This window comes from Terriglobales bacterium, from assembly GCA_035651655.1.
In the GTDB taxonomy this organism is placed as follows: Bacteria; Acidobacteriota; Terriglobia; order Terriglobales; family Acidobacteriaceae; genus DASRFG01.
In genome coordinates, this window is record DASRFG010000013.1 from 75,934 (window position 1) to 93,281 (window position 17,348).

Sequence of the window (17,348 nt, forward strand, 5' to 3'; positions counted from 1 at the left end):
TTCTCCGTTGCCGATGATCTTCGACTACTCACGGATCTCCACCCGCTCTCCGTCCCGCAATGCATCTGGTCCTTTCACTACAACCCGGTCTCCATCACTTAGACCGGCCACGATTCCCTGTTCGTCTCCGCGGCTGCTGCCCAACCGTACGGCCCGCCGTTCAAGCCGGCCATCTCGATACACAAACACAACCGAGTCGCTGCCGTCTTTTCGCACTGCACGGCTGGGCACGAGCACCTCGCCTGCAGCCGATTCTTGCTTCGGCGGTTCATCTCCCAAAAATGTAACCTTCACACCCATATCCGGCAGGATTCGCGGATCGAGCTTGTCGAATGTGATCCGCACTTTCACCGTGGCCTTTTGACGGTCCGCCGTGGGGATGACGGTCCGCACCTTCGACGGAATCTGCCAATCCGGGTATGCGTCCAACACCGCCGTCACTGGTTGTCCTACCCGCACCCTCGCAATATAGGACTCATTAACGTCCACCTCGGTTTCAATCGATTCCATGTCCACGACCGTGGCAATGCCGGTGCGCGTGAATCCGCCGCCCGCGGAGATAGGGGATACCATCTCGCCTCGTTGTGCGTCCTTGGAGACCACAATGCCGGCGAACGGCGATCGGACCGTGCAGTTGTCCACATCCTGCTGGGCCGTCTTGATTCTGGCATCTGCGGCGCGTGTCTGTTCTTCCGTGAGCGCGATGCGGGCACGCAGACTATCGCGCGTAGTTTGCGCCGTATCCAGCGCCTGCTGACTGTTCACGCCGCCTTTCTGTAACTCTTGGGCACGGTGTAGTTCCCGCTCAGCATTGGCCAGCTGCACTTTAAGGTCGGCCAAGGCTGCCGCGGTAGCTTCGCGGTCCGCCTTCGCGGAAGCAAGCCGGACCTGCGCATCCGAATCGTCAAGCAGGGCAAGCACCTGCCCGGATTGCACGCGCATACCCTCTTCGGCATACATTTGTTTTACCCGTGCCGTGATTTTGGCCGCTACCGTCGCCCGACGCCGCGGTGTGACGTACCCACTGGCATTCAATAAGGCGATTCGCTGGTTGCCGCTAACTCTATGTGCTGGCGATACTTCTACGCTTATTGCTTTTCCCTTAATGGCGAAGATGAGAGCGGAAGCCAGCAACAGCACTCCGACAGCAGCCGCAAACCATCGGAACCAGCGAAATCGGGGCCCCTGCTTGCGCGCGCGGTCCTCAATCCGCAAGGCGGAAAGGTCGTGAATGGTTGGTGACTGGTGGGCTCCCATTGGAGTGTCTTCGCGAGAGCGAGGTTCACTCAAAAGTTACACTGCAGACCTGATCCGTTGCAACATGCGAACAGCTGCTGTCTGTAGCTTCGAGCTAGACCCAGGCGCGCCAGAGATTTAGGGAATAAAACCGTCTCCCCGAGGTTTACTCTGTATGGCGTGCCGCAGGCGAAGCTCCAGGCTAAAGACTTTGAGGCGCTGGCGATGCCTCTCTTCGCGTCGCTCTACAACTTCGCCCAATGGTTGACACAGAATCGGGAAGAAGCCGAAGACCTGGTACAAGAGACATATTTGAAGGGGCTGAGAGGCATCGGGTCATTTGAAGCGGGCACCAATTTTCGTGCCTGGATGTTTCGTATATTACGCAATACGTTTTTGACCTCCAGAACCGGGCTGCGGGTCACCAAGACAGTCGCTCTTGATCAAGAAAACGAAGAGCTCATGCTGCCAACCGATTTCGAAACACCGGAATCAATTCTGCTGGACCGGAAGAGCCAGGAAGTGGTGCAGCAAGCGATCGAGGCGTTGCCACTACCGTTCCGAGAAGTGGTCTTACTTTGTGACGTCGAGGAGATGTCTTATCAGGAAGCCGCAGAGACAATGGCAATACCGATTGGGACGGTGATGTCGCGCCTGTCTCGCGCACGTAAAGCGCTGAGGGCAGCGCTGCAGGAGAAACCGCAAAAGGCCTAATTCATGGGTTGTGAACTGTGGTCCGAAAAACTCGAGATCTATCTGGATGGCGAGCTTCCGGCTGAGGAAACGCGTCTTCTCGACCGGCACGTCCGTGAATGCCCGCTCTGCGCAAGCGATGCCTTAAGCCGGGTGCAGTTAAAGCGTGCCGTCCAGGTCGCTGGCAAACGGTTCACTGCCAGCGCGGAATTTCGCCGCAACCTTGAGTTGCGTGTGGCTGGTAGCTCTCCCAGCCGTGTGTTTCAGAAATGGATCCCAGCTCTGGCAACAACCGCCGTGCTTCTGGTTGTTGCTTTCGGAGTCACAAGCCAGCTGTCGAAGCGCTCTCAGGAGGCAGGCATTTACAGCGAACTGGCTGACATGCATGTTGCCACGCTCGCCAGCGCGAATCCGGTAGACGTCGTCTCCACAGATCGGCACACGGTCAAGCCATGGTTTCAGGGAAAATTACCGTTCACTTTTGAATTGCCTGAGCTCAAGGATACGGAGTTCTCTCTAAGGGGTGGAAGAGTCTCGTACTTAGGTCAGACTCCGGGGGCGCACCTGCTCTACCAGTTCAGGAAACATCAGATTTCTGTGTTCGTCTATATGGATCGACACTTCGCCCCGGCAATGCCTTCCTCTGCCAGCGCCAGCCAATCCTCATTTAACGTGCAGACTTGGAGCCAGCAGGGGATGCGGTACTTCGTTATCGGAGACGCCAGTTCCGATGACATCCGCAACTTGTGTCACATCTTGCGTAGTGTGAAAGGCCCCTGAGCAGCACTACCGGAAAAGCGAAAGCTGCGGCCGGGAGCATGAGCGAGCGCGTCAACCGCGTCCATGGGATCGTTGAAGCCTGCCGCCGTAACCAGGGCCACAAAAATCTGCTCGTACTCATTCTCCGGTAGATGGCGGATATCAACCTGTTCCTCCAGCTCGCGGTAGAGCTGTAGCAAGTTCTCAACTCGTTGTTCGGCTGTTGTGCCGGGCTGAGGCTTGTTCAGCGAAGCGAAAATGTCGGTGACATTCGGGGTGGACAAGCAGTCACCTCCTTAGATAGGGAGGAACCAAGAGAGACGCAACTTTGTTCCTAAAACAGTTGCGTGTCAAGAACAAAACAGCAGTAGTGATTTTGAGACAGGCTGAAAAGATGTACGCCGTCTATATTTCCGTTTTTCGCCAGTGCCAAACGTTATAGGCGTACAGCGCGACGCAGAAGACGTTCGCCGGAATCAGGCCTAGCTGTTCCGTGTTTTTAGCAAGGACGCAAATAACCATGCTGTTTATGGCCGCGAGTATCCAGCCCTGCCAACACCTACGACCGATCAATACAGTGGAAATTACTGTAAGCACACAAGATATGTAGTCCAGTCTGAACACGTGAATGGTCCGCCTGTGGCTGGCGCGCCATCCCTCTTTCTGGCGCTACTGTCCGTAAACCAGCAGCAGCATCTTAAGAGCCAAGTGCCGGCTGCTCCTAGATCACGAACGTAACCTGCCAAACCCTGGGCAGAGATGCTGGTCTAACGCGCGTGAGAAGAGGTGCTTGACAACCCGTGCGGCTAGGAGCAAACTTCGTGGCACCTTAACGCCCGGGTTCATGGAAGCGGTGATTTATGAGATTTCTGGCGTTTACGTCTGCAGATCGTTTCTCGTTGTACCGGATAATCCTTCCCTGACAAACCTCCCCAGTTCCTTCCAGCGAAACCAGGCATTAGGGCTCCCTAGCGGGGGCCCTTTTACACACATCTCATTTTAAAGCGTACTGATGATCTCAGCGGGAACGCAAAGGTTACTCTCTACGAGTTTTCTTTTTCGGACGACGCTTGCGTTTAGTGGCGCGAGTTTTTGACATGGCCCGATTGTACAGCAGAGTAGCTTTCGCTAATCTCCCTATCTCAGCTCGGCAGTGCTCAGCGCTGGAATTACTCGCATGCACTCGGTATAGTGCGCTGAGCAGCCGACCAAACTTAGCCAGGCGGAAAACACACATGAAGCTGAAAGCTTGCTTTCTGGTTGTGGCTTTGCTCACCTTAGTTATAGCTTTGGCTTTTCCTCTCGCAGCCTCCCCAGAGACTTCTAATCTCACAGAGCTTCAGAGCGGATGGCGAATGACCAGCGCCAACAATGTTACAGGCGACGATGCGGCCGTCTCTCAACCGGGCTTCGATGCTTCGAAGTGGTACACCATTCAGCGCATGCCAGCGACGGTGTTGCAGGTACTCGAAGACAACGGAGTCTACAAAGACCTCTATTACGGAATGAATCTCACCAAGCCGGGAGATCTCTGGAAGCAGGATTGGTGGTACCGAACCACTTTTTCGGCGCCAGCGGGAGCGGAAGCTCATACCCTGATTTTCAAAGGGATCAACTACCGAGCGGATATCTGGCTGAACGGCCACGAAGTAGCCGACCACTGGCAGGCGGTCGGCATGTACAACCGTTTCGAGTTTGATGTCACCAAGTTCATCAATTCCGAAGGCGAGAATACTCTCGCAGTAAGAGTCACACCTGAGAGAGGGCTACTGACTGAAGACGGCAAAGTCGTGGGCGATCATCCCGTGGAGTTAGCTGATAGCTGGCTCGACTGGATCAATTGGAAGTACATCGGATATCACGATCCCCAAAACGGAATAAATATTCCTTTCGTCCCAGACCGAAATGCCGGAGTGTGGAAGCGAGTCTTCCTTCGCAGCACCGGGCCGGTGTCTATCGCCAATCCTTATGTAATGACAGACCTGCCGCTGCCCGCCACCAGCCCGGCCGCGCTTACGGTGTACGCCGATCTCACGAACCACAGCGAGAAGCCGCTTACCGGAGTGCTGCACGGTGAGATTTCGCGTCCCGGCAAGGAGACGATTAGTTTTGAGAAAGAAGTCTTTCTCAGGCCCACGGAGACCAAAGAAGTTGAATTCACACCCGCTGAAGTTGCCAAGCTTTCGCTTCCTGATCCCGATCTGTGGTGGCCATATCGCTGGGGCAAGCCGAACCTCTACCACCTCAACCTGAGTTTTGCTGTGGCCGGTAAGACTTCTGATAGTCACCCAATCGATTTTGGAATTCGCAAGATCACTCAAGCCCGTGACACAGACAACAGCTTCCCGAATATTGGCAGTGGGGGTGGAAATTTCTACCTGAAGATCAATGGCCGCGATTACCTCATTCGCGGTGGTGCCTACGCCCCCGATCTGCTTTTTAAGCGTGATCCGGCCCGCGACGCCGCCATTATTAGTTACGTAAAGGATTTGGGCCTAAACCTGGTTCGCTGGGAGTTGAAAATCGCAGATGACACCATGATTGAGCGCGCCGACCGCGAGGGAATCCCCATAATGCTGGGCTGGATGTGTTGCATGCAATGGGAGCACTGGGACTTGTGGAGCGCCGAAGACCAGTGGGTAGCGCGTGCCAGCCTCCGCGCGCGTTTGCGCGAATTGCGGGCCCATCCCTCGGTCGTAATTTGGGCCAATGGAAGCGATAGCCTGCCTCCCGACTCAGTTCTCAACGACTATCATCAAATCGAGAAAGAGCTGCACTGGCAAAATGCCGTCGTCGATACAGTCGCCGAGAGAAATCGCTTTTGGAGTGGAATCCACATGGTGGGCCCGTATGTCTGGCGGCCACCATACTATTGGTTCAGTGAGCGTTACGGACCAGCGCGCGGCTCATCCGCCGAGGAAGGCGACAATGAGACCATTCCGCCGCTGGAAACCCTGAAGAAGTTTATTCCCGCAGACAAGCTGTGGCCACCTAACGATTACTGGTACTTCCATGCCGGTGGCAATGAAAGCGGAAACAGCACTTTGGCAAACATTCGCAGGACCTTGGACCATCGTTACGGGCCATCCAACAATGTGGGAGATCTGGCAAAGAAAGCACAGCTTGCGCACTACGAGGATGTGCGCGCCCAGTATGAGACCTACGCAACTCACTGGACGAATCGCAAGATGCTCATGCACTGGATGATGAACACTCCCTGGCCGTCGTTCTTCGGACACATCTTTGATTCCTACTTCAAACAAGGCGGCGGTTATTTCGGGGCCAAGAAGGCCATGCAGCCGCTGGCCGTAGTGTGGGATTATTACGCTACCGGTGACCGCAACACTTCACATCTTTATGCGGTTAATCAAACCTCCGAGCCCCTGTCGCAAGCGAAAGCCACGATCGCGTATTACAACCTTGACGGTACTCGCAAGTACACCAATGAAGTGACAGGCGTGAACGTGGCTCCGTATTCCTCAGCCGACGTGATGTCCGTTCCCAGGATTCCGGGCCTCACTTCGACATATTTTGTTCGTTGCCAACTAATTAAGGCGGACGGCACTCGTCTCGCCGATAACGTTTATTGGCAGTCCACAACTGATGATGACTTAGGGGAACCGAGCAACGACGAGCAATTCACAACCAAGCTGGTCAAATGGGCCGATTTCTCGGCTCTGAGTCGCATGCCCGCTGCCAAGTTGGATGTGGTAGCAAACCTAAGCGGCGCTGGCGACGAGCGCACCGCGAATATCAAGCTCACTAACAACTCGAACCGCATAGCCTTCTTTGTGAGGGCCGAAGTGACGAAGGGAATGGATGGAGACGAGGTCCTGCCGATCACTTACGATGACAACTACGTCACTTTATTTCCCCACGAGTCTCGCACGGTAACTGTGCAGCTCAAAGGCACTGACGGGCAAAGTCTGGGTGTGCGCCTGGAAGGCTACAACGTCGCCAAGCAGGTGCTAGCTATAAAGTGAGTCTTGCAAGCCCGACTTACTGGCGATCGGGAACGGCCAGGGCAAACGTGAGGAAGTCGCCGGGATGAAAACTCATGTTTCGGTGTAACTCGAAAATGCTTTTGCCAGGCCTGTACCGTGCGTCAAGGAAGAATGTTTTGCTGATGTGGTGGAGGGTGCTCTCTGCCTTAGGTGGCGGTGGGCCTTCGTCTGCGTCCGAATCCAGCATATGAGGATCTCTCAAGTCCAAACATTCGACGGCAATGTATTCAATCGCCTCCGGTTTTGTATTCGGCGGAAGCTCCACCGTCGTGCGGTACCAGCCAGTACGAGAGATGACTAGCCCTTCTCTGCCACGGTGAGAGCTATACATCCGAGCGTCGCCTTTCAACTTCACCCACATGACTAATCCGGCCTGCCGGTTTTCTGCCTGAATTTCAAAGTACAGATAAGTGCGCGGATCGCCGATTGCCTCGCCTTCTGTGATGCCAAACGGCCGGATTTTGTGCTCACGGGCGAGTTCCTGCGCCATGATGGAATAAGTGAAGAGAAAACGGTCCATCACTTCCTCGCGCGAGTGTTGGCTCAGGTCCTGATAAATGGGAAGTAACCTGTATTGCACCGGTGAAGAGCCGGTATCAGCAAAGCAGTTGTTTGGGGTCGCAACCAGAATCAGAGGATGGCCGCCGATTTTAGAACCCTTGAATCGCCGATCATCGTGCTCCATCCCTTGAAAGATTTCTTTTTTAATCTCGCCATTCTTTCCGAAGGTCACGCGATAGATGTACTCAATGTCGGTGGCGCGTCCCCACCGTGCCATGAGCGCGTCCGTCGGTGTGCCACTATCTTCATTGCTAAAAAGCACGCTGTATTGCAATACTTCGTCTGCGCCCTCGCGGAGGCGTTCGTACCACATCACCATTGGAACGTCGGAAAAGTGGCCCAAGGTGTCCGCCCGGGCGTAAACGATCGGTGCGTATTGGATGGCCTGGTATTCAGGATCGCTTGCGGTGACTGCCCGGACGTTCACGGCTTGCAGTTCGAGGCTTGCGCCAGATGCGGACCAGCGCGCGCTTCGTTCAATGCGCAAGCGATGGCGGCCGGTGGGAATCAGACCCAGGAAGACCGAATAGGTCTGCGGAAGGGTGCCGCGGTCAACGACAAGATCCTGGTTGTAAACGCCATCAACCGCAATGGTCGCGACGGCCGCTTCTGCTCCAGGCTTCTGCCAGGAAGAACCCGGACTCGATGCCACAATGTCGGCTACCACCTCACCAGAAGAATTCAGCATGAATGGAAAATCTGCGGCTGCCATCGCGGGGCGAAACACCGCGAACATAAGAAGAGCGAGTACTAGCTGGCAGCTTAAAAGTGTACGTTTTCGTGGAATGTGATTGATTTGCAATTGACACCCGTATTTCCCAAACGCAGAATAGGCAGTCTTTCTGTTCGCTCAACCGAGCGCGATTCTACCCTAATGACAAAAAACTTCGCTTGCGTCACATCAATTATTCTGTCGCTTATCTTTTTTTTAATTCTTCCCGCCGCCACTTTCGCTCGCGAATACCACTTGATGCCACAACCGGCGCGACTTCTGCCGGGCAACGGTAGGCTGATGATCGATGGCTCGTTTCGTGTTTCATTGGTGGGGTATCAAGAGCCGCGCCTCCAAATCGCTGCGGCCCGGTTCATCAAGCAGCTCAGTTTGCAGACCGGAATTCCAATAAATGATGCCCTTGCGCAATCGCCCAGCGCAGCGTTAATCATCCACTGCGATCACGCCGGAGAACCCGTGCAGTCAGTTCGCGAAAACGAGTCTTACAGTTTGCACATAAGTCCCACGCAGGCGATTCTTTCGGCTCCGACGACGGTCGGCGCGCTGCGTGGCATGGCAACGTTCAAGCAGCTGGTCGAATTCGATGGAACTGGTGTCTCGGTGCCTGCGTTGGTGATTGAAGACCAGCCGCGGTTCCCTTGGCGTGGGCTCATGGTGGACGTCTCGCGCCGGTGGATTCCGCCCCCGCTCATCAAGCGCAATCTCGATGCCATGGCTGCCGTCAAGATGAATGTGCTGCACTGGCATCTCACCGATGACCAGGGATTTCGCATCGAGAGTTTAAAATTTCCCAAGCTTCAGCAGATGGGCTCCGACGGCAAGTACTACACCCAGGACGAAGTCCGCGACATCGTCGCGTATGCTCGTGACCGCGGCATTCGCGTGGTGCCGGAATTCGATATGCCCGGTCACACCGGTAGCTGGTTTGTTGGTTATCCCGAACTAGCCAGCGCACCTGGGCCCTTTTCTATGGAGCGCAATCTCGGCATTCGCGACGCGGCTATGGATCCCACTCGCGAAACGGTTTACCAGTTCCTCGATGAATTTATGGGCGAAATATCGAGACTGTTCCCGGACGAATACTTCCACATTGGCGGCGACGAGGTGAATGGGAAACAGTGGAAGGCGAATCCACGGATACAGGCCTTCATGCGAGCACACAACATGAAGGACCATCACGATCTGCAGGCCTACTTTAATCAGCGCCTGCTGCGAATCGTGCAGAAGCACGGCAAAAAAATGGTGGGCTGGGATGAGGTCCTCCATCCCGACCTGCCCAAAGACATTGTGGTGCAGTCTTGGCGAGGGCAGCAGTCGCTGGCCAATGCCGCTCGCGGCGGCTACATGGGAATTCTTTCCACTGGCTACTACCTTGACCTGATGGAGCCGGCTTCTGCCAGCTACAAAGTTGATCCGCTGGGAGCGGAAGCGGCTAGCCTCACGCCCGAGGAGAAGAAAAAAGTTTTGGGCGGCGAAGCCTGCGTGTGGACCGAAAATATTGACGCGCAGACTTTCGATTCCGCCAACTGGCCCCGCACCGCCGCAATCGCGGAACGATTATGGTCACCGGCCGAGGTCCAGGACAGTGATTCGATGTACCGGCGGCTTGAGTTTGTAAGCCGGCAGCTGGAGTGGCTCGGGCTGACCCAAAGGGCTTCTTCGCGCATGATGCTGGAGCGGCTGGCTGGCGATGCTGATCCTGCGCCTCTGATTGCGCTTGATGCAGTCCTTGTACCGCTTAACTGCGATACGCGCAGAGAGGTCCACCCGTACACCAGCCTCACCCCACTGAACCGCTTGGTGGACGCCACTCCACCGGAGAGCGACGGCGCGCGCGAACTTGCTAAATTGGTTTCAGATTGGCAGGCCAACAAAGAATTGGTCCGGCAGCGACTCTCGTTTCTACGCGATAACCATACGCATGTGCTCTCGGTGATGCAGAGTTCCGCCTTGCTGCAGGAGGCAATTCCTTTAGCTGAAAATGTTGCGGCATTAGCGACAGCGGGACTGGAAGCTTTGGACTATTTAGATCGGCATCAGGCGCCGCCGGCGGAATGGGTCACAAAACAAAATGCCCTGCTTCAGAAAGCAGCAAAACCGCATGCAGAATTGCTGATCGGAATTGCGGATCCGGTTTCGAGACTTGTGAGCGCAGCGCAGAACAGCACTAAATAACGATAGTCTGTAGTTGAGTGTCGTCAGGCTAAAGGTCTGCTTCCGCCAGATACGCTCGCGGCCTCAGCCTCTCCGGTCGGTGCAGACGCGTCGATAGGCGCTTTCTCCTGCCAGAAAGTCATCAGGATCGTGCTGCCCAGTACCAGCACACCGCCGATTATCGCGGGAAGAGTAAGACGTTCGCCGAGCCAGAGTGCGGCAATGGGAACTCCGAAAAAGGTCACAAGATAGTTCGACACTGATGCTTGGATTGCATCCAGCACCTTCAGCGCTTTCAGGAAAAGCACCATGGAGAGGAAGTTGTGAAAGAACGTAAGCAGAATCATGCCTACCCATGTCTGGGTTGTGAAATGCGGAATGCGGGCAAATACATCGCCTTCTCTAGCGAGCACCAGAGGAGTGAGGATCACGAACATCGCCGAATAGGTGTAAAACAGCATCTCCATCGGCGAATATCGTTCCAACATCTTCTTGCCATATGTGTTGTAAAAGCCGCTTCCGGTCAGTCCCAAAAACACCAGCATATTTCCCAGCCAGAAGCTCTTGGCAAAGTGCGCGTGCCGCAGGTCAGACCCTGAACATAGCAGCACTCCCACTACAGCCAGCCCAAAGCTGACCCAACGATTCATGGTCATGTGCTCGCCGAGGATGAACACGGCGAGTATGGCCATGGTGATCGGCGCCGTTAGCGCTATCAGGGCGGCGTTGCTGGCGGTGGACATTTGGGTTCCCCAGGTCACCCACACTTGCGCTGGAAATACACCTACGGCAGCCATAAGCAGGTACCGCAGTACGTCCGACTTGGTGTGTGCTCCGGGAGCGGGATGATGTTTGCGTTCGCTGCGAATCAGGGGATACAGCATCACGGTCGCGAGCGTCATCGGACCCCAAACAGTGAACAGCGGTCCTACCTGGTCCTGTACCAACTTCACGCAGGTAAACTGCATGGCCCACATAAAATTGCAGGCCAGGAGATAGATCCAGGATCGCATTCGGTTACGACCTCATGTGATGCGGTTCAGATTTTTATGAATATTCGGCGCTGATATAGCCAGTAACAGAGATACCAGAACACCAGAAATATGGAGAAAGCCTGGGCGACAGGCGCGAACTTGCCCAGAAAGGGATAACCCCGGGTAAACGTTCCCACGATGTCATTGGTCATATCTGTAAACACAATGTGCACGCAGTAAATAAATATCGAGTTCACCCCCAGCACCACCAGCGGAAACACCAGCCGCCGGTAGCCTTGCATCTCGACCAGCCAGTAAAAGAAAAGCAGGAGCAGCAGCACGCACCCGCCGCTCACCATAGTGAACGAATCTGTCCAAATCCGTTTGATCATCGGTTGAAAAGGCATCATCGCAAAACCTAATGCAAAGCAGATCGCCGCCCCCCCGGCAAGGGCTTTCACGTTATAAGCGTGTCCTTTTCTCTTCAGGAATAGTTGGCCGCACCACACTCCTAGCAGCGTAGTGACTGTGCTGCTAAGCCAGTTGATGCTCACGTAAAAGCCATCTGGATTTTTCCCAAGAATGACGCGATCAATTCTCTGGCCGATGTTATCGGTCATGGAGTAAGCGCCGTCCTTGCCTGGGAAGGCAACGAATAGCCCCCAGTGCAGCGCCATGATGCCGAGAGCAGCGACCACTTGCCAACGAAACTCCAGTTGCATGATCAGGAAGCAAAGTAGATAAGTGATTGCAATCTGCGCCAGAACATTGTCCAGTTGCAGATGCGGGATGTACCGGGGATAACCTTCGTCTGAGATTGACATCAAGATCTGACTGATCAACATCAGCATGAACGAGCGATAGAGCACGTGCTTCAATTGCTGCTGAAAGGCCTCCCCTTCAGCTCTTCTGCGCAGGAATGAGAACGGCATCGCCAGCCCCACCATAAACATGAACGCTGGCTGAATCAGGTCCCAGGCGACCATGCCTTTCCAGGGCACATGGTCGAACTGCCTGCCGAGCCAACCCCAGGTGGGATCTTTTGCCAGGGCGAACAGTCCAAAACCGTTGGAGATCAGGACCATCATCACGAAGCCGCGGAATGCATCCAGTGACAGGAGTCGGCCGGTGCCCGGTTTATCGGCCCGCTCTTGTTTAACAGCAGCGGCAGGTACTGAGCGAACCTTGACTGCTTCAGTGGACATGAGCGCCTCGCTAATCGCACTGCAAGGGGCTAAAGCCTGACAAAGGCTCTCTGCAATGTCAACAGGAAACTCGTTCAGCGGTGTCAGCAATCAGCTGTCGGAAGGTATGGTTGGCATACATCAAACTCCCTTCTAATCAGGCGGCTCGCATCCCGTTCCGGTATGGCAATCTGCTTGACATGCATCTGTTCCAGTATTACTGTGCGTCTCCGCTGGTCAACGCAGTTGACCCTCTCCTGATGGCGACGACGAGGGAAAGGACCAAAGCATGAATCGCGTGTCAACCGTTCGCGAGAAAGATAAAGCGGTGATTATGGCCACCGTCCGCCGCTTTGGCCCGATCTCACAGGTTGGCATCCATGATCTCACCCGAATTCGGCCGGCCACCATCTCACCTTTGGTTCGGGAATTATTGGCAAGCGGCAAGCTCAATGTAGTCGGACACGCAGACAACCCAATGGGTAGAAAGCAAGTAATGTTGCGCATCAACGAAGAGTCCGGCTATGTCGTCGCACTGGATTTTGATGAAGAGTTCGTGGATGTTGCGCTCCTCGATTTGCATCCTCGTGTGCGGCGCTCGCTACGCGAACCCACCAATCTGGCTTCAGGTATTGATGGCTTGCTTGAGCAGCTGTTCTCTTGTGTGGAACGGATCATCCCGCAGTCGGGGTTGCAGGCGCAATCGATCCAGGGAATCGGAGTTGGGGTTCCGGGACTGGTAAATCCCAGCACGGGCACGGTGATGATGTCGTCCACTATCGAGTTTTGGAAACAGATCGAATTAAAAAAACTTTTTGAGACTCGGTTCGGTATTTCGACAGTTGTCGAGAATAATTCCCGTACCAAAGCAGTGGCCGAGCGCGTCCTCGGTGCCGGCCATATGTCGGAAGACATGATCTACGTCGAATACGGGAAGGGAATTGGCTCCGGGATCATTGTCGGCGGCAAAGTTCTTCACGGGCATAGTTACAGTGCGGGTGAACTCGGTCACACACACGTGGGTGCAGATGACCGAGCCTGCAAGTGCGGAAGCTTCGGCTGCCTGGAAGCCATCGCCGGCATCTCGGCCCTGGAGCGAGAGGTTCAAAGCGAGCTGCGAAACGGAAGTCAATCCGCTCTCGGGAAAAACGGAGATGAAAGCCACCTTGACGGTTGGATGGTCTTGAAGGCCGCCCGAACCGGCGACAAGTTATGCGTCGCCATGGTTGAGCGATTAGGTCATCATCTGGGACTAGCTTTGGCGAACCTGGTGAACCTGTTTAATCCCTCAACCATCGTCCTCGATTCTCGGCTCGAGGCTGCCGGGCTGCAGTTACTTGAGCAGGTTAGCCGGGTCGTACGCCTTCAGGCTTTGAAGCACGCTACCGAGGGTCTTGTCTTTCGCTTTGGGAGCTTAGGCTCAGAGGTAGGCGTGCTCGGAGCCGGTCTCCTGATCACGGAACGTTTGTTTGAGGTTCCCCTTCTGAAGCCACCGCGATTCATCATCGAGCATGAAGCGTTTTCTACTCGCGGATCGAAAGGAACTGCAAGCAGGAGCGTTGCCGCACGCGCGGGGGGTACGTTGGCTTCAATGCCTAGGGCGAAACTAGGGACTTGATGAAGCCGTTCGGTTTTTTAGCCATCATGTTGTACCCCTGCATTATTTCCTCCAGCTTTAATCGGTGACTGATCAGTGGCTGCACATCCACCCTGCCCGACGAAAGCACATCGAGTGCCCGCGAATAGCTATATGGATTCACCCAGGCTCCCAAGATGGTCAGTTCCCGCGACAGTAAGTTAAAAGGGATAAAGCTGGCCTTCTGACCTTCGGGAGCAAAGCCGAAGATCACGACCCGCCCTCCTCGTTTAGCCAGCTCAAAGGCCTGCTCAATCGTTTCCGTCCGACCCACCGCTTCGATTACTACGTCGGCGCCAAGCGCATTCGTCAAGTCGAAGACTTGTTCCTTGACTCTGCCTTGCTTGGGATCAATCGTCGCGTCTGCACCAAATTTCTTGGCTAACGCTCGCCGGGTTTCATTGGGATCAATGAGAAGTACTTTGCTGGCGCCTGAGTTGAGTGCAAATTGCAGATGGATCAGCCCCAGCGGCCCGCCTCCGATAATGCAAACCGTTTCTCCAGGACGATAGGCGATCCTGTCCACCGCGTGCACCACACAGGAAACGGGTTCGGCAAAAGCGGCAACTTCATCAGGAACATTTTGCGGTATCGGGTAAACACCTTTTTCGCTGGCGGTGCAGTACTCGGCAAAGCCACCGTCACGCAACACTCCGTAAGCGGCCAGGTCATTGCAGAAGCAGGGCTGATGGTTCCTACACCAATAACATTTGCCGCAACTCTCGTTGGGATCGCTGACTACTCGTTGTCCGATCTTCAAATTCCTTACTTCCTTGCCCACTTCGACGATTTCACCGGCATACTCATGCCCCGGCACCACCGGGATCCTGGCGCTGTATTGACCTGTGTACAGCTTCAAGTCAGTTCCACACATGCCGCAGGTCTTGATCTTGATCACTACCTCGTCGGGCTTGGGTTGAGGGACAGGAATGTCTTTGACCGCAATTTGCTTAATATTTTCGAGGACCGCGGCTTTCATTAGTTCTGCTCCTGCCGATTTGTGAGTTGCCGCACTATTAAACGAACATCACAGGCGCACGGTTTTGCCGGTACGCCCCGACTCCTCCGCGGCCAAAATCAATCGCGTATTGAGTAGTCCGTCTTCGCCGCTGGTCAGCGGCTTCTTCCCATCGCGGATGCATTCCACAAAGTGATAAATACTCTCGACCCCGAATCCCATCTGTTTCCCCTGGACTTCAGGAGTAATAAACATATCGGGAAAGGGTGCATCGGGAAACCCGGACAGCGTCTTTTCCGTGTACTTGGCAATGGCGCGACCATGCGTGGGATCAACGTAGATCACGCCCTTGTTGCCGACAATCTCGCATTTATGATCAATGAGCGAAGGCGAAGACTGCGGCAGCACCCAGCTGTTTTCCACGACCGCCGTTGCTCCGTTCTCAAAATCGAGCAATGTTATGTACATGTCCGCGGTGTTGATTCGTCGAGACTTCAGAATGCCTTCCTTCCGCCTGCAGAACACACTGGTCGGTCGGCTTCCTATCAGCCAGCAAGTGGTATCGAGGGCATGGCTGCCCAGAAAAAGCATGACTGTACTCTTTCCGGCCCAGGGCAGCATCTTGGTCGGCACGTAAATCGTATCGCTCAGGCGGTAGTAGATGTAATGCACGGCGCCGATCTCTCCGGCTTGGATGGCGCTCCAGGCATGATAGTAGGGCGGATTCCAACGATTGTGCCAGTCCACCATCAGGTAAACGTCATTGGCGTGCGCGGCAGCAATCATCTGTTGACATTCTTTCACCGTAGTCGCCAAAGGTTTTTCCACCAGTATGTGCATGCCGAGCTTGGCTGCTGCTATTGCTATCTGGGCATGAGCAGTGTCTGGTGTTGCCACCGAAATGCCCTCCAGGTTCTGCCGCAGCATCTCCGTGACATCTGTAAACACCTGTGGAACTCCAAACTCCCTGGCCGCCTGCAAAGCTCGTTTCTTATCGCTGTCACAGATGGCCACCAAGTCGGCTGACGGATGCTGCGAATAAGCACGCATGTGCATTCGCCCCCAAATGCCGCAGCCGACCACACCCATGCGGACCCGCCGGGCCTTCACAAACCCATGCCCTTCATGGTGGCGAAAACGCGGTCTACTATGCTCAGCGTTTTCTGGACATCCTCATCGGTGTGCGCGGCGGAAAGGTACCAGAGGCCCTTTTCGGTGGGAAAAATATGGATTCCGTTGTCGAGAAGCAGTTGGCGGAAAACAAAATACTTGTCGTTGGACTCGTCGAATGCGTCCCGCATGTCCCAGATTTCGTGACCGTGGAAGGAGACGCAGAACACCGATCCCGGACCCTGGATGCGTACAGTTATCCCATGCTTTTTCGCCATCGCGGCAATTGTGCTCATCATGTGCTTGCCCACTTCATTGATGCGGCGAATAATGCCGCAATTGTCTTTCCTTAGTTCCTTAATCACTGCAATAGCGGCAGCGCAGCCGACAGCATTCGCGTTGAAAGTTCCCGCGTGCACCGCTTGCCGGTTCGAGACCACTTGCATTATTTCAGCGCTCGCTCCGTAGACGAAGATAGGGAAGCCCCCGCCCAATGCCTTAAAGCCGCAAGTGATGTCGGGAATCACGCCGAATATTTCCTGCGCCCCGCCGAGCGCTCCGCGCATTCCGGTTATGGTCTCGTCAAAGATAAGCATGGCTCCGTTCGCGGTGGCGAGCTTTCGAAGCCCTTCCAGATAGCCGGGACGGGGCATGATGATGCCGCAATTGCTCATGATGGGTTCGGTCAGGATTGCGGCAATCTCACCCTTGTGCGTGCGGAATGCTTTCTCAACAGACTCAAGACTGTTCCACGGCAGGGCCACAGCGTTGTCCAGAACATTGGGAGTGATCCCCTTGCTGTAGTTGTGGATCACAGGCTTGGGGTTTTCACGAGTGCCGAAATCTTCCCCCTGGTCGGGATGAAAGCTGAAAAATACATTGTCTATCCATCCGTGGTAGTGGCCCTCAAACTTGATGAATTTCGTGCGGCCGGTTACAGCCCGCGCCAGACGCAGTACGGCCTGCACCGCTTCCGACCCCGTGTTGTTGAAGTTCACTACCTCAAAGCTGGGCACCGCTTCCACCAGCAAGCGAGCGGCTTCGATCTGAAGGGGATGCGGTTCGCCGAAGGCTGTTCCCTTATCGAGCTGTGCCCGGACCGCGTCGTTCAATACTTTCGGGGAGTGGCCTAAAATGAGCGGTCCGTAATTGAGCAAGTAATCAATGAACTCGTTACCATCAACATCGTAGAGCTTGCTTCCTTTCCCATGAGTCATGTAGAGAGGATGGGGCCGGCTGAAGCTCTGCACTTGCGATCCCACTCCCATCGCGAAAACGCGCTTGGCGTCTTCGTACATCTGCCGCGATTTCGGGTACTCCTTCCATTTGTGCGTCATCTGTTCGTT

The 17,348-nt window shown here is 55.0% G+C and carries 13 protein-coding genes; 5 read left to right on the plus strand and 8 right to left on the minus strand.

The genetic code is table 11. The features are described from left to right. Positions 1-24: 24 nt before the first annotated feature. The gene (locus tag VFA76_05660; GenBank protein HZR31321.1) at positions 25-1,257 is read right to left on the minus strand and encodes an efflux RND transporter periplasmic adaptor subunit; all 1,233 of its coding nucleotides are present in this window, start codon (positions 1,255-1,257) and stop codon (positions 25-27) included. A gap of 159 nt (positions 1,258-1,416) precedes the next feature. On the opposite strand from VFA76_05660, the gene VFA76_05665 reads away from it, so the two are divergent. Together VFA76_05665 and VFA76_05670 are read left to right on the plus strand one after the other, a co-directional pair. Next, on the plus strand, positions 1,417-1,950 hold the full coding sequence (locus VFA76_05665) for a sigma-70 family RNA polymerase sigma factor (GenBank protein ID HZR31322.1): 534 nt from the start codon (positions 1,417-1,419) through the stop codon (positions 1,948-1,950). A 3-nt stretch (positions 1,951-1,953) separates the two neighbouring features. Then, a complete protein-coding gene (locus tag VFA76_05670; GenBank protein HZR31323.1) occupies positions 1,954-2,709 on the plus strand; it encodes a zf-HC2 domain-containing protein in 756 nt (251 codons plus the stop codon). Here VFA76_05670 and VFA76_05675 read toward each other — a convergent pair. Then, positions 2,679-2,972, minus strand: a complete 294-nt coding sequence (locus VFA76_05675; protein ID HZR31324.1) for a hypothetical protein — start codon at positions 2,970-2,972, stop codon at positions 2,679-2,681. The two genes, VFA76_05670 and VFA76_05675, sit on opposite strands and share 31 nt — an antisense overlap. Positions 2,973-3,923: 951 nt before the next feature. Here VFA76_05675 and VFA76_05680 point away from each other — a divergent pair. Then, positions 3,924-6,671, plus strand: coding sequence for a glycoside hydrolase family 2 protein (locus tag VFA76_05680; protein HZR31325.1), 2,748 nt, complete (start codon positions 3,924-3,926; stop codon positions 6,669-6,671). A 16-nt stretch (positions 6,672-6,687) separates the two neighbouring features. Here the strand turns inward: VFA76_05680 and VFA76_05685 are convergent, their stop codons facing one another. Beyond that, positions 6,688-7,941, minus strand: coding sequence for a hypothetical protein (locus tag VFA76_05685; protein ID HZR31326.1), 1,254 nt, complete (start codon positions 7,939-7,941; stop codon positions 6,688-6,690). Between the two features lie 186 nt (positions 7,942-8,127). Here VFA76_05685 and VFA76_05690 point away from each other — a divergent pair, with 186 nt between their 5' ends. Further along, positions 8,128-10,161 (plus strand): family 20 glycosylhydrolase, encoded by a 2,034-nt coding sequence (locus VFA76_05690; GenBank protein ID HZR31327.1) that lies wholly within the window; start codon positions 8,128-8,130, stop codon positions 10,159-10,161. Positions 10,162-10,184: 23 nt separating this feature from the next. On the opposite strand, the gene VFA76_05695 is transcribed toward VFA76_05690, so the two are convergent. Together VFA76_05695 and VFA76_05700 are read right to left on the minus strand one after the other, a co-directional pair. Beyond that, complete coding sequence (locus tag VFA76_05695) at positions 10,185-11,153, minus strand: DMT family transporter (protein ID HZR31328.1); 969 nt, start codon at positions 11,151-11,153, stop codon at positions 10,185-10,187. Positions 11,154-11,179: 26 nt separating this feature from the next. After that, a complete protein-coding gene (locus VFA76_05700) occupies positions 11,180-12,319 on the minus strand; it encodes a hypothetical protein (GenBank protein HZR31329.1) in 1,140 nt (379 codons plus the stop codon). A 268-nt stretch (positions 12,320-12,587) separates the two neighbouring features. Between VFA76_05700 and VFA76_05705 the strand changes: the two genes are divergently transcribed. Next, positions 12,588-13,916 carry an ROK family protein gene (locus VFA76_05705; protein HZR31330.1) on the plus strand — a complete coding sequence of 443 codons (1,329 nt, stop codon included), beginning with the start codon at positions 12,588-12,590 and terminating at the stop codon, positions 13,914-13,916. Here VFA76_05705 and VFA76_05710 read toward each other — a convergent pair. Genes VFA76_05710 through VFA76_05720 form a run of 3 tightly spaced genes read right to left on the minus strand, consistent with a single transcriptional unit; the run spans position 13,894 to position 17,339 of the window. Continuing rightward, positions 13,894-14,913, minus strand: a complete 1,020-nt coding sequence (locus VFA76_05710; GenBank protein HZR31331.1) for a zinc-dependent alcohol dehydrogenase family protein — start codon at positions 14,911-14,913, stop codon at positions 13,894-13,896. The two genes, VFA76_05705 and VFA76_05710, sit on opposite strands and share 23 nt — an antisense overlap. 48 nt (positions 14,914-14,961) lie before the next feature. Beyond that, positions 14,962-16,002 (minus strand): Gfo/Idh/MocA family oxidoreductase, encoded by a 1,041-nt coding sequence (locus tag VFA76_05715; protein HZR31332.1) that lies wholly within the window; start codon positions 16,000-16,002, stop codon positions 14,962-14,964. Beyond that, positions 15,999-17,339 carry an aspartate aminotransferase family protein gene (locus VFA76_05720; GenBank protein ID HZR31333.1) on the minus strand — a complete coding sequence of 447 codons (1,341 nt, stop codon included), beginning with the start codon at positions 17,337-17,339 and terminating at the stop codon, positions 15,999-16,001. The genes VFA76_05715 and VFA76_05720 overlap by 4 nt, the downstream gene beginning before the upstream one ends. Positions 17,340-17,348: the final 9 nt, after the last annotated feature.

Excerpts from the sequence above, each read along its gene's own strand:
- VFA76_05700 (HZR31329.1), bottom strand. The coding sequence starts at position 12,319 with ATGTCCACTGAAGCAGTCAAGGTTCGCTCAGTACCTGCCGCTGCTGTT.
- VFA76_05690 (HZR31327.1), top strand. The coding sequence starts at position 8,128 with ATGACAAAAAACTTCGCTTGCGTCACATCAATTATTCTGTCGCTTATC.
- VFA76_05660 (HZR31321.1), bottom strand. The coding sequence starts at position 1,257 with ATGGGAGCCCACCAGTCACCAACCATTCACGACCTTTCCGCCTTGCGG.
- VFA76_05695 (HZR31328.1), bottom strand. The coding sequence starts at position 11,153 with ATGCGATCCTGGATCTATCTCCTGGCCTGCAATTTTATGTGGGCCATG.
- VFA76_05705 (HZR31330.1), top strand. The coding sequence starts at position 12,588 with ATGAATCGCGTGTCAACCGTTCGCGAGAAAGATAAAGCGGTGATTATG.
- VFA76_05720 (HZR31333.1), bottom strand. The coding sequence starts at position 17,339 with ATGACGCACAAATGGAAGGAGTACCCGAAATCGCGGCAGATGTACGAA.
- VFA76_05680 (HZR31325.1), top strand. The coding sequence starts at position 3,924 with ATGAAGCTGAAAGCTTGCTTTCTGGTTGTGGCTTTGCTCACCTTAGTT.
- VFA76_05670 (HZR31323.1), top strand. The coding sequence starts at position 1,954 with ATGGGTTGTGAACTGTGGTCCGAAAAACTCGAGATCTATCTGGATGGC.
- VFA76_05710 (HZR31331.1), bottom strand. The coding sequence starts at position 14,913 with ATGAAAGCCGCGGTCCTCGAAAATATTAAGCAAATTGCGGTCAAAGAC.
- VFA76_05685 (HZR31326.1), bottom strand. The coding sequence starts at position 7,941 with ATGCTGAATTCTTCTGGTGAGGTGGTAGCCGACATTGTGGCATCGAGT.